We start from the raw sequence: 12994 nt of genomic DNA, 5'->3' as shown, positions 1-12994 counted from the left end.
CCGGTGTCGGGCGCCGCCTCTCCTGCTGGGCGTGCCAGCGCGTTCCCGCCGCGGCCGCCGAGAGCGCGCATGCAAGTTGATTTTCCTTCTGACTCACCGGCTATTTCTCTTGAAAGAAGCCGAAGGTTATCGTTAACTTAGTTGATGTTATCGATAACAAAGCGGCACGTCAATCGGTCGAGCGGCATTTTGATTAAAGGAGACGCGGGTGAGTTCGCGCGGAAAAGTAATCACGCTCCAGGAGGTGGCCGTCAGGGCCGGGGTCAGCCGCATGACCGTCTCCAAGGTCCTGCGCGGCGCGGGCAATATATCTGCGGAAACGCGCCAGCGCGTTAAGCAAGCCGCCGACGAGCTTGGCTATCTGCCGAACAATCTTGCCGGGTCACTGAGTTCACGCAAAAGCCGGATGGTGGCGGTGATCATTCCGTCGATCAGCGATATCGTCTTTTCGGAGGTTCTGAGCGGCATCAATGCGACGCTTCGGCCAGAGGGCTTTCAGACCTTCATCGGCGAGTCGCTGTTCGATCCGCAGACCGAAACGGAGCTCATCCGCGCCATGCTATCATTCCGCCCGGCGGGGCTCCTCTTGAACGGCGGCATGGCGCGCAGCGCGGATGCGGAAAAGCTGCTAACCCGGCGAAACTGCCCGGCCATCCAGCTTTGGGATTGCGACGGCGGCGCGTTGGATTTCAGCGCCGGGCCGTCACACGAGGAAGCCGGTCGACTTGTGGCAAACCATTTCCTCGAGCGCGGCCTGCGCCGCATTGCCTACGTCGGCGCCGAGCTCCACAAGGACCTCTGCGCCCGCCGCCGCTATCTCTCGCTCAAGTCGGCGCTGGCCGCCGCAGGCATCGATCTCCTCAGCATGATTTGCGAAGTGAGGCCACGCCAAGCGGTTACGGGACGCTTTTTGACGGAACAGTTGGTGCTGGCCCATCCCGAGATCGAGGCCATCCACTTCCTCAACGACGCGATGGCGCTCGGCGGTCTTTCCTACCTACACCAGGCCGGGATTTCGGTGCCCGACCAGATTTCCGTTATCGGCTTCAACGGCACTTCGCTCGCCAACGCGGTCCGAACGCGGCTCACCACGATCGACATGGCGCGAACAGAGATCGGCCAGAAGGCAGCACAGGCGCTGCTGCAGATCATCGCGGCGGAGCCCATGCCAGGGGTCTGGCGGGCGGCGCTCGAGGTGGTGCAGGGCAATACAACGGTGCCGATCTAGGCTTAGAGGTATGTGGTGGTTCCCCTGAAAACCGACCCGGAATTTTTGCCGAGAATTGACCCGGCCAAAGGCAGTTTTGACGTCCTTATCCTGGATCGTGCCCTTGCCGCCCCTCCTGCCGCATAGGCCCTGTGAAGCTCTCTCATTGCTGCTCGTCGCGATTACCTCCGCCATTGCCCTCCCCGCATGGTTTGCCGATCCGATTTTCGGACGCGCGACGCTGATCAACGGCGACACCATCGAAATCCGAGGAGAGCCCATTCGCCTACACGAACATAGGATGCCCCGGTGGGTTGGCAGCGGGCGACGGGAGCATCTATCGCTACATCAAGGAAGCAACATGTGCACTCAACAAAATTCCTGGCAACATCCCGCCCTACCCGCTGCGACATCGATAAAGTAAAGGCGCTTATGCGGGCGCTCAGGAGGTGGCGCGGTCGAACGGCAGCGGAATTTGGCACGGAGTATTTGAGCTACCTTGCAAAGCTCGCGCTCAACCTGCAAAGCAGGAACGGCCTTGCTCATTCTTGCCTTCGAGTGGATGATGACCATCAGCATGACGCCGTGAGCAAGCAAGAGATCACGCCATTGCACGTGGCCGCCGAAGAGAATCAGGCGGGCGGTGGCCGAGTTGTTGATTGTCCGTGGGGCCGAGGTCGAGGCAATCCAGGGCTTACGGCTATACGCCGCTGAGCCGCGCGACGTTCATGAAGAGCACGCAGCTGATGGCGTTGCTCAAGAGCACGGTGCCAAGTGCCAAGGAGAAGATGGGCGCGTCGTATGCGCCTGCGTTGCCGGCAGCAACTGACCGCCCGCGACAATTCGGAGGACATGACATGGAGAAGAAATGTCGCGCAATGCGCGGCCATTTGGCTTTCGCTACCGCCGCAGTCGTCTCTCTCTCTCTCTCTCTCTCTCTCTCTCTCCACGATCTGCTCTGGTAAAATCCTGGGCGGCCGAGATGGTAAATACCGGTTATTTCGGCAACTGAAAGCCTTCCACTAATCCCGGTTTTTTTTCCGGGTTTTTTGCGGCTGCCGGCCGTGGCCTCTCGGCTGATCCCTTCGATGGGTCTCTGCGGATATCATGAAAGCGGATGGCGGTATCTACGGTGCTGGAGCGTTCCCGGTATCGTCAGCTATCGGATACTGCACGTCCGTCTCATACAATCGCTGAGAAAGAGCGAGGAGCGCGCATGACCAATTATGACGTGCTCATTATCGGCGCTGGGCTGTCCGGCATCGGCATGGCTTGCCATCTCAAAATGACAGTCCCTGGGATAACGTTCGCGATCATTGAGCGTCGCAGGCGTATGGGCGGTACCTGGACTTCTTCAAGTATCCAGGATTGAGGTCGGACTCCGACATGTTCACCTTCAGCTATTCCTTTCGGCCCTGGCGCAGTCCAAAGATGCTTGCGGAAGGTGCGGTCATTCTGAGTTACATTGAGGAGACGGCGAAGCAATATGCCGTCGAGCGCCACGTCCAATATGGGGTGCGGATGACTGAAGCCTCCTGGTCGAGCGCGGATCAGCAATGGACCGTTCGGGGCGTGGCGGAGAAGACTGGCGAAGATGTCTCGGTGACGTGCCGCTTCCTCATAGGTTGCACAGGATACTACGATTATGACGCCGGCTATCTGCCCGAGTTTCCAGGCCGCGATCGCTTCTTGGGCGACTTTCTCCATCCGCAGCATTGGCCGGAGGGTCTCGATTACATGAACAGGCGAATTGTCGTCATCGGAAGCGGCGCAACGGCCGTGACGCTGGTCCCGGCGTTAGCCGAGAAGGCCGCACACGTGACGATGCTGCAGCGATCGCCGAGCTACATCTTCAACTTCCCGGCCGAGGACAAGATCTCGGGCTTTTTGGCGAAGTTCCTGCCCAAGGACCCAGTCTATGCATTGGCACGCTTTCGCAATATGCTGCTTCAGCGCTGCATCTACTCAGCCTCGCGCCGTTGGCCGAAGCAAACAAGACGTCTTCTGCTGGCTGGAGTAAGGAGACGGCTGGGACCTGATTTCGACCCCACTCACTTCGCGCCGAATTACAATCCCTGGGACGAGCGCCTCTGTGCCGTGCCTGACGCCGATCTCTTCAAGGCCATCCGGTCAGAACGGGCCTCGATCGTAACCGACACCATCGACACCCTTGATGAAAACGGAATCGTTCTGAAGTCCGGCGCTCACCTCGACGCCGATATCATAATTGCCGCGACTGGGCTCAACCTCCAGATGCTGGGCGGCATCACACTAAACGTCGAGGGCCGGATGGTGAATCTGAACCAGATCGTGATGTACAAAGGCGTCTTGGCCGACGGTCTGCCAAATGCAGGCGTTATCTTCGGCTACACGAACGCGCCCTGGACGATGCGATCCGACCTGTCATCGACCTACCTTGTTCGGCTGATGTCGCACATGCGGGAGCAGGGCTTCACGACCGTCACTCCCCGCGCTCCGGAAGGCGCGCAGGGCGTGTCTAGCATCATGGACACCATGCAGTCCGGTTATGTCCAGCGCGGTAACGCGGTGCTACCGCGGCAAGGGCTTTATGCGCCCTGGCGCGTCACCAACAACTACAATGCTGACAAGTCCGCGCTGCTATCCGAGCCGATCGAGGACGACGCGCTCGTATTCGAGCGAGCACCGGCTACCGAACGGACCGAGGCGCTCCTGGTCTGACTTGCCGGTTCGTCGACCCCGGGGCCTGCTAAGGAAATGAAGGAGGCTTTAGACGATTCATCGACAGCCAAAGCCGCCGCCTTCGATATTGAACCATGCATTCCCTCGCATTGAAGGGATTCGATCGGACGACCATGCCGTCGAGATCGCCCGGAGGCGCACCTGCGTAGAAGTAATGTTCAGCATTGCCAAGGATCAACAACAACGACGCCAGTGCCTTCGAAGTCTCTGATGTTTCGCGTTTGGGGGCCGCGACCGATCGTCGCGCTTCGTCCGGAAAGTCCGCAATCACGCCGTTTCGGCAGACGATATGAAGGGCAAATCTCACCCTACTGAGACGATTTGAAGCCGGCAACATTTCCCAGTTCGGGATGTCCACTAATATCCTGCGCGCTGAGGGCAGAGCCGTAATTTTACTCGATTTGAACAGACGGCGAGTGAAATAGCGCTCATCCTGTCACGTGCAGCTTCCCGGACGCCGCCTGAGTTCAACACATGTTTTGCAATACCGGCAAACTTTTCGCATCGCATCCTTCCCAAGGCTTGTCTCCGATTTGGCAGAAATGCAGTCGCCACTTGGAGACCGTTGACGTGTCGCCCGTACCGAGCACTTCGAGCAATCGATAATTGAGGGCACTATTGACGACGCAATTCAGGCTGGCTATAGCGCAGAGGATATCTTGAGTGGTTTACTCAAGATATGTGCGATGCAAAAGAGCGAGCGCGAGGCCGAACGCATGAAATATTGCCTTCTCTCCCCAGCACGATTGATCCCAACAGAAGAGGTGTGTCTCGACAGGGTCGATGCACTGCAGGCCAAAATCCTGCAGGCGGGCACATGGACCGCGCCAATAACAGCCGAGAAAGATGCCTTGTTCGTGATGGACGGCCATCATCGGTTGACGGTTGCCCGTCGCCTCAGGCTAACCACTGTTCCTGTGGTCCTCCTCGACTACGATTCAGTTCGGGTGGAGAGTTGGCGCGCCGGTGAGACGATCACTCCCGCGGAAATCTGGGCAATGGCCCGCAGCGGCCGCAAGTTTCCCTACAAAACGACCCGGCACATTTTCGCCGAGGGTTTGCCCAGGTGCGATGTGCCGCTGCGGCTTTTGTTCGAGCCCACCTCGCCCGAAATGGCGCCGGTCCGTGCCGCGGGGGCGCTGTCATGACGCTGCATGGCCACAAGACCGGATTTGGCCTTCCGCCGATTTTGCGATCGGCAACTGCGGACCTTCTCACTCGCCGCGGCGCTTTTCTTCTCGAATGGGTTCACCGTTATGGCTCGCCGCTCAACCTGATTTGGCCAGACGCGTTGCAGGAGAATCTTGCTGCCCTTGAAGGCACACTCGTAGATAGCCGTATTGCGCACGCAATCTACTACGGGGCGAAGGTCAACAAATCGCCCGGGCTCATGCAGGCAGCGCTCGCCGCCGGCGCGGGGATCGACGTTTCCAGCCTTTACGAACTGCGCGATGCTCGCCGGCTCGGGGCCGATGGTGCAAGGCTGGTCGCGACCGGCCCGGCAAAGACGCGTGCGTTTCATCAGGAGCTGCTCGATTGCAAGGCATTGATCTCGGTCGATTCTCCGGAAGAACTGGAGGACCTGGTCGCCTTGCTACCGGCAGATGGCGGTCCGCAGCCGATCCTGTTGCGCCTGCAGCCGCAGGATCAGAAAAAGAACCGCTTCGGCATGCCAGCCGATGCTGTCATCCATAGCCTCGCTCGGCTTGCCGGCGAAAACCGGCTGCGCTTCGACGGGCTGCACTTCCATCTCAGCGGCTATCGCTGGGAGAACCGTTTGGCGGCGCTGAACGAAACGGCCGAACTAATTGCCGAAGCGAGGCAAATGGGATTTTCACCGACGATAATCGACATCGGCGGCGGTCTGCCCATCCAATATGTCGACGAGGCCAAATACCAGGCGCATCTCGCGGCCAAGGCCCCCGAGGACTACCGCACCGGGAAAATTCCCGACTCGTTCTATCCCTATGGCGGCGCTCTCTCGGCGGCCGACTGGCTGCGCGAACTGTTGCAAGCGGAAATGAGCAAGGGTCCGAGCGTCGCCCGCTATCTCGTGCGCGAGGGGCTAACCTTGGCGATGGAGCCCGGACGCGCTCTGGCGGATCAGGCGGCCATCAGTGTCTTCAGGATCTTGCGGGTGAAGGCGCTGGGCCCGGATACGCATGTCATCTTCCTCGAGGGCAGCAGCTTCAGCGCCTGCGAAACCTGGTTTGCCTCCGAGTTCCTGATAGACCCCATTCTCGTGTCTGCCACCGGGGCCGCCGTTCGATCGTCGCCGGTCCGCGCCTATCTGGCCGGCCATAGCTGCCTCGACGAGGACGTCATCAGCAACAGGTGGCTGACCTTCCCGACCGCGCCACGCGCCGGCGACCTGATCGTCTACGCCAACACTGGCGGCTACCAGATGGATCTCCTCGAAAACGAGTTCCATCGCCATCCCATGCCCGCTCGCTTCTGCGTCACCGAAGACGCGGAAGGGCGGCCTAATCTCGTACCCGACACAATTGGAGAGGTTTAGATGCTGCACACCACCGTAACGCAATTGATCGGCCAGACGCCGCTCATGTCGATCGACGTACCGGAGCGCAACGCCACTTTGGTGCTGAAGATCGAGAAGAACAATCCCGGCGGTTCGATGAAGGATCGCATGGCGCGCAGCATGGTGGTTGCGGCGCTTCAAGACGGACGCCTCGTCCCCGGCGGCACGATCGTCGAATCCTCTTCCGGAAACACCGGTACCGGACTGGCGCTGGCGGCGCTGGAATTCGGGCTGCGTTTCATCGCCGTGGTCGATCACCATGCGGCGCCCGACAAGATCCGCATGATGCGGGCCCTCGGCGCCGAGATCCGCTATGTCGAAGGTGACTTTCGCGAGGACGAGGTCGCCGTTGTCGAGCGCCAGCGGCTGGCCGCGCAACTCGGCGCGCAGCTCCCCGGCGCGCTGTTCATGAACCAGTCCGACAACCCAGCGAATCCTGATGGCTATGCCGGGCTCGTCGAAGAGTTGCTGGAGCAGCTCCCGGACGGGATCGATGCCTTCGTCGGCTGCGTCGGGACCGGCGGCTCCATGACCGGTATTTCGCAGCGCCTCAAGCGCCACAATCCGGCCGTGGCCACCATCGCGGTCGAGCCGGCCGGGTCGATCGTCTTCGGCAAGCCAGGACATCCCTACTTCCAATCGGGCACGGGCACGCCCGCCGGCGACGAGGTCGGCAAGGTCCTCGACTACTCGTGCATCGACGAGGGCGTCCAGGTGACCGACACGCAAGCCTTCGAGACGGCGCGTTATATCGCCCGGCGCAAGGGGTTGCTCGTCGGCGGCTCGACCGGCGGAGCCATCTACAAGGCGCTCGAATTCATTGTATCAGGCAAGCTGACCGGCACGGTCGTGACCACGGTGGCGGATGGCGGCGAGAAATATCTCGGCACAATTTTCGACGACGAGTGGATGGCGAAGCGCCGCCTGCTGGACCCTGCCATCGCAGATCAGTTGGACGGCTGGCTCGCCGGAAGGGCGCGTGCTGCATGAAGGTGACGATTTGCGGTGCGGGCCGCACCGGACATTTGAATGCCGTGCTCTTCAAGCAGCGCCCCTGCATCGAGGTGTCCGTGCTGACGAATTCGTCGGAGGTCGCGGAAACCTGGGCAGTCGGCGACGGCCTGTGGCATGCGCAAACACCGGACGATCTCATCCTGACCGCCCGGCCGGACCATGTCGGCACCGATCCCCGCACGGCGCTCGAAGGTGCCGACCTGGTGGTGATAACCCAGCCGGCCCAGGCACGGCCGGCACTCCTGTCGCGGATTGCACCGCACCTGCCGCGCGACAGAAACGTCTATGTCGGGGCGATCCCCGGCTTCTGCGGCTTCGACTGGCTTGCGGCACGGGCATTTGAGGGTCGCGACAATGTCGTCATCTGGGGCATGAAGGACGTGCCGCACACGGCCTTCGATCTTCTCCCCGGGCAACGGGTACGCATGGGCGGCGGCAAGGCCGAGCTCTTTGCCGCACTGCATCGCCGCGAAAGCGCGGAAAGCTCTGCGGCGCTCGGGGCGATGCTCAATCGCCTCTATGACGCACCCGTTACGATGCTTCAGGACTATCTGGAGATCACGCTGACCCCCGGCAATGCGTTGATGCACCCGGCGGTACTCTACGCCCTTATCGGGCCGGGGGCTCCGTTCGAGGACAGGCCCGTCGACGCGCCGATCTGCTGGTGGAGCGACTGCCCGCTTGCGGGTGCCGAGCTGCTGGAGGCCTTGGACGCGGAAAACCAGGCGATCCGTCTGGCGAGCGAGGCGCGCCTTGGCATCGACCTCAGCTCGGTGAAGCCGCTTCGACAGGAGCTGATCGAGGCCTATGGCAAGCAGATCGAAGACGACAGCACCATGTACTCGCTCCTGCGCACCAACCGCGCCTATGCGGGGATCCTGGCGCCGCTCGTCCCCAATCCGGATGGCCCGGGGCTCGTCATCGATCGCGAAAGCCGCGCCTTTCATGAGGACATCGCCTTCGGACAGGCGCTGCTCGTGTCGATGGCGGCGCGGCTCGGCGTCGCCACCCCGACGATCGCCAAGACCTATAACTGGGCGCGCGACTACCATGGCCAGTTGGCCGCGGGCGCGCCGGACTATGTTCCGACAGACTGGCCGGAGGCTCAATGATGGACGAGAGAACTTCTTTCGCGGCAGCTCCCGTTGCAGGCGACGAACGCGCGCTTTTGTCGAATGCATCGCTGAACGCGATTAACCGGCTGGTGCGCTGCCTGTTTGCCGAACGCCTGCTCGATCCCGACGCGCTGATGTGGGCGCGCGACGGCCGTCAGGCGTGGTTTCCCCTCTGGGCCTCGCGGCGCGTGCTGCATTTCACCGACCTGCACCTGGCACCGGCCGGAACGCTGCAGAACCGCGGGCAGGTCGAGGTGCTGGACGGAACCGGTGGTCGCCAGAAAATTGACGATCCATCGGCCCTGATGAGGGAGGTCGCCCTCTCCCTCGCGATTACGCCTGCTGCCGATGGCCTCGAGCATCTGGTGCGCGACGTCGACAACAGCATGGCCAACGATATTCTCGCCCGCCGCGCCCGCGAAAACTGGAGTGCGACGTTGCGCCGGCAGGTCGCCGAAGCAGGCGCGCCGGGCTTCCTGGCCTTTCTACAGGAAAGCCTGCCGACGCATCTGGCGGCGATGACCCTCGACCAATGGGGCGCCCTCGAAGGTCATCCCTTCTACCCGACCTGGAAGGCAAAGCCGGGCTTGGCGCCGGAGGACGTCGTGGCGCTGGCGCCCGAATTCGGCGCGCGGGTGCCTCTCGTGATCGCGGCACTCCGACACGACTGGGCCTATGTCGAGAAGATGCCGCATGTCGGCAGCTATTCGGAATGGTTTGCAGAGAACTTCCCGGACCTCTGGCACGATTGGGCGGAGGGCCTGAGGGCGCGCAGCAAATCGCCCGAGGACTGGATTCCTCTCCCCGTCCACGGCTGGCATCTCAAGAATTTTGTGCGCCGCGAATTCGCGGCCGAGATCGAAACCGGCGTCCTCGATCCGGAAGGCCCCGAGATGATCACGCTGCCGTCGATGTCGTTCCGCACGATGCTGCCGGAGACCGAGGCGCCGAGACCCTTCGTCAAACTGCCGGTGGCGATCTGGATGACCAGCGAACAGCGCACGCTGCAGGGGAAATCGATCCATATGGGGCCGCGCCTCAGCACGTTGATTTCCGACATCCTGTCGAAAGAGGATGATCTGAAGCTCGAGCTGGAGATCTTCACCGAGGAGCTGGGCGCGATTCTGCACCATCCGGAGACCGGCGACGAGCATCCCGGCCGCTTCCTTTCGGTCGTCTACCGCAACGCCGATCCCTTGACTCGCGGCGACGGCATGCTGCCGGTGACCGTCGCAGCCCTGCTGACGGCAAGTCCGCTCGACGGCCGGCCACTAATTTGCGAGCTCATTGCCAGGTCCGGCAGCGCAAGCGAAGCGGCCGTCGCGGCGTTCTTCCGCGCCTATGCACGCACCGTCGTCCGCCCGGCACTCGCGATGTATCTCCTCTACGGCATTGCCTTCGAGGCGCATCAGCAGAACAGCACAGTCCTTTTCGACGATCTCGGCATGCCGCGAAAACTGCTGATCCGCGACTTCGGCGACGGCCGCAGTTTCGCGCCGCTCTTCAAGGAGCGCGGCTACGATCTGAAGCCGTTCAGCCGCAGGGGCATTCTGCCGACCACATTTGACGACGACATCAGCCTCGTCAGATCCTTCGTCATCGACGCCTGCTTCGTCTGCCATCTCCACGAAATCGCCCTTTGCCTCACCGAGCAGTATTCGATCGCCGGCAACAGCCTGTGGCGCATCCTGCGGGAAGAGACGGAAGCGGCGTTCGAGGCGCTGAGGCCGCGCATACTGTCGGATGCGTTCTGGATCGAGGAGCGCGACGCCTTCCTCGAGCGGCCCTGGCCGACGCGCTCGGTGCTGCGGATGCATCTGGAACGCTATCGCGATTACCGGGTCGAACATCACCTGCCCAATCCGCTTGCGAGCGCGCAATGACCGGTACAGTCGCCGTCCTGCGCGGCTTCGGACCCGTCTTCGCGCTGCTCTTCGGCCTGCAGTTCATTTCCATGGGCGCCATGGAAATGAGCGGTCCCTTCTGGCCGATCCAGATCAGGGGGTTGAGCGCGTCCGAGAGCGTCTTCGCGCTCGCCGGAGTCGGTGTCTATGTCTGCCCCATGCTCGGCGTGTCGCTGACGAGCGCCTTCTGGGGCCGCATGGGCGATCGCTACGGCAATCGGCTGATGATGGTGCGGGCGCTCGCCGGGCTTGCGGTCACGCAACTGCTTGTTGCCTTTGCCCAGGACGTCTGGACCATTCTGGCGCTGCGCTTTCTGCAAGGAGCCTGCGCCGGCTATATCGCCCCGGCTCAGGCCTACGGCGTGCAGGTGACCGGCGGACGCGATCGCGCCGGCCTCTTCGCCTGGCTCCAGGTGGCGACCAATGTCGGCTCCCTCGGTGGTGCCTTCCTCGGCGGCCTCATCCTCGATGCCTTGCCTTTCGCCGCCGTCAATCTCACCGCCGGCGTGATCTGCGCGCTCTGTGCCGCTGTGGCCTGGGCGAGCCTGCCGGTTCCGCCACAAGGAGCGGGCGGCACGGGTCCGGCCAGGGCGACGAACGTTTCTCCCGCACCCGCGACGGGCATATCGGTCCCCGGGCTTCTCACGCTGATGGGACTGCTGCTCGCGAGCCGGATGGTGCTGCAGGTGCCGTTTGCCCTCTATATGTCGGAGGTTTATGGCGCCCAGCATTGGATCACGGGCTTGAGCTACGGGCTGCTCGCCTTCGGCTTCGTAGTTGGCGCGCCGGTGTGGGCGCGGATATTCGAAGGGCGAGCGCCGGTCTTCGTACTCGGGTGGAGCGTGCTGATCGCCGCCGGCTGCCTCGTGGTCACCGGCCTTGCCGGATCGATCCGCGATATCGGCCTTTTCGCTGCGCTCTATCTTGCCTGGGGCGCGCTTCTGGGGGGAACGACGCCTGTTCTTCTGTCGCTCGTTTCGGCCTCAACGCGCAGCGAACGGCAGGGATCGGTACTCGGGCTCGCGCAAACCTGCCAGCAGGGCGCTTCCGTTCTCGGAATCATCACCGGCGTCGTCGCGACCCAAAGCTTTGGGCTTGAAGTGGCATTCCCGCTCGTTGCAGGCCTTTACGGCCTGTCTTTCTTGATGGCGCTCGCCCTATGGCTCAAATCGCGCCACCCGTTCGATAAAGGAGAAATACTGTGAGAAGAATATGTTCGGCGTTCCAGGCCGCAATCGTCGTGCTGGGCCTGTGGGTTCCGGCCGCGGCCCTTGCCGAAGAGCCGGCCGCGGTGGACAGGCAAACGCCGATCACCGTCACCGACATTGCCGGCCGCGAGGTGACCGTGAATGCGCCGGTCAAGCGCATCCTCCTCGGCGAAGGGCGACAGCTCTATCTGATCGCCTCGCTCGAGCCGGAAGATCCGCTCGCCCGCATCGTCGCCTGGCGCAACGACCTGATCGAGGCCGATCCGGCCACCTACGCACAATATCTGGAGGCCTTTCCCAAGCTCGCCAAGTTGCCGGCCTTCCCGGGGCAGGAGAATGGGCTGCTCGATATTGAGTCGACCATTGTCCAGAAACCTGACGTGGTCCTTCTCAATCTCGAGGCCATGCGCGCCAACGAGGACGTGAAATATATCGAGAAACTGGCGGAGCTGAAGATCCCGGTCGTCTATATCGACTTCCGCCACTTTCCGCTGAAGAACACGGAACCGACCATTCGGCTCCTCGGAAAAATCATGGGGCGCGAGGCGCGCGCGGAAGAGATCATCGAATTCCGCCATCAGGCGATGGCGCGCGTCAGCGACGTCATCGCCCGGGTAAAGCCGGAGAGTCCCAAGGTCTTCATCGAACGGATCGGCGGTTATGCCGATGATTGCTGCCTTTCCTTCGGTGCGGAAAACTTCGGCAAATATGTCGAGCTTGCCGGCGGCCACAACATTGGCAGCGACATCCTGCCCACCACCTTCGGCCAACTCAACCCCGAACAGGTGATCGTCGCCAACCCCGAGCACGTGGTCGTCACCAGCGCCGACTGGCAAGCCTATGTGCCCGGCGGGCACTGGATCCCGCTCGGCCCCGGCGCCGATCCGCGGGAGACGCGCAGGAAGCTCGAATGGTTCACCACCCGCGATGCCTATACCGGGATCGCCGCGCAGAAGATGCGGAATTTCCACGGCATCTGGCACCAGTTTTATAACAGTCCCTACGAGTTCTTTGCCGTCCAGCAGTTGGCGAAGTGGTTCCATCCGGAGCTCTTTGCCGATCTCGATCCCGACGCGACATTTGCCGAGTACCACCGCCGTTTCCTGCCGATCCCTTACAAGCCGGGCTATGCTATAAGCCTGGTGGGCAGCGCCGATTGATCGATCCGGTGGGGCGGCTGTCGTGATGACGCCGCCCCGACCAACTTGGGGCTATCTCCGTTCGGCCGTACAATTGCGGATTTGGTAGAATGGCGACGCTCTTCCGGAAAGCACGTGATACCCGCT

The 12994-nt window shown here is 62.2% G+C and carries 10 protein-coding genes; all 10 read left to right on the top strand.

Going from position 1 to position 12994, the window contains the following annotated elements:
• The first annotated feature begins 208 nt into the window (after positions 1–208).
• The 10 genes from ATC00_RS30365 (at position 209) to ATC00_RS30320 (ending at position 12868) form a co-directional block, all read left to right on the top strand.
• Positions 209–1228, top strand: coding sequence for a LacI family DNA-binding transcriptional regulator (locus ATC00_RS30365; protein ID WP_064255487.1), 1020 nt, complete (start codon positions 209–211; stop codon positions 1226–1228).
• Between the two features lie 1195 nt (positions 1229–2423).
• A complete protein-coding gene (locus ATC00_RS33235; RefSeq protein WP_199275561.1) occupies positions 2424–2579 on the top strand; it encodes an NAD(P)-binding protein in 156 nt (51 codons plus the stop codon).
• Positions 2580–2593: 14 nt separating this feature from the next.
• Positions 2594–3907, top strand: coding sequence for a flavin-containing monooxygenase (locus tag ATC00_RS30355; protein WP_199275560.1), 1314 nt, complete (start codon positions 2594–2596; stop codon positions 3905–3907).
• A gap of 737 nt (positions 3908–4644) precedes the next feature.
• Entirely contained in the window at positions 4645–5076 is a 432-nt protein-coding gene (locus ATC00_RS30350) for a ParB N-terminal domain-containing protein (protein ID WP_037388884.1), read from the top strand.
• Complete coding sequence (locus ATC00_RS30345; protein WP_064255485.1) at positions 5073–6446, top strand: Y4yA family PLP-dependent enzyme; 1374 nt, start codon at positions 5073–5075, stop codon at positions 6444–6446. The genes ATC00_RS30350 and ATC00_RS30345 overlap by 4 nt, the downstream gene beginning before the upstream one ends.
• Positions 6447–7457 carry a PLP-dependent cysteine synthase family protein gene (locus tag ATC00_RS30340; RefSeq protein WP_064255484.1) on the top strand — a complete coding sequence of 337 codons (1011 nt, stop codon included), beginning with the start codon at positions 6447–6449 and terminating at the stop codon, positions 7455–7457.
• Entirely contained in the window at positions 7454–8593 is a 1140-nt protein-coding gene (locus ATC00_RS30335) for an NAD/NADP octopine/nopaline dehydrogenase family protein (protein WP_064255483.1), read from the top strand. Before ATC00_RS30340 ends, ATC00_RS30335 begins: the two co-directional genes overlap by 4 nt.
• The gene (locus tag ATC00_RS30330) at positions 8593–10479 is read left to right on the top strand and encodes an IucA/IucC family protein (RefSeq protein ID WP_064255482.1); all 1887 of its coding nucleotides are present in this window, start codon (positions 8593–8595) and stop codon (positions 10477–10479) included. Before ATC00_RS30335 ends, ATC00_RS30330 begins: the two co-directional genes overlap by 1 nt.
• Complete coding sequence (locus ATC00_RS30325) at positions 10476–11705, top strand: MFS transporter (RefSeq protein WP_064255481.1); 1230 nt, start codon at positions 10476–10478, stop codon at positions 11703–11705. Before ATC00_RS30330 ends, ATC00_RS30325 begins: the two co-directional genes overlap by 4 nt.
• The gene (locus ATC00_RS30320) at positions 11702–12868 is read left to right on the top strand and encodes an ABC transporter substrate-binding protein (protein ID WP_064255480.1); all 1167 of its coding nucleotides are present in this window, start codon (positions 11702–11704) and stop codon (positions 12866–12868) included. Before ATC00_RS30325 ends, ATC00_RS30320 begins: the two co-directional genes overlap by 4 nt.
• Positions 12869–12994: the final 126 nt, after the last annotated feature.

Source organism: Sinorhizobium americanum, assembly GCF_001651855.1.
Taxonomy (GTDB): Bacteria; Pseudomonadota; Alphaproteobacteria; order Rhizobiales; family Rhizobiaceae; genus Sinorhizobium; species Sinorhizobium americanum.
The sequence above is the reverse complement of the archived record's forward strand: the minus strand, read 5'-3'. Positions and strand labels throughout refer to the sequence as shown.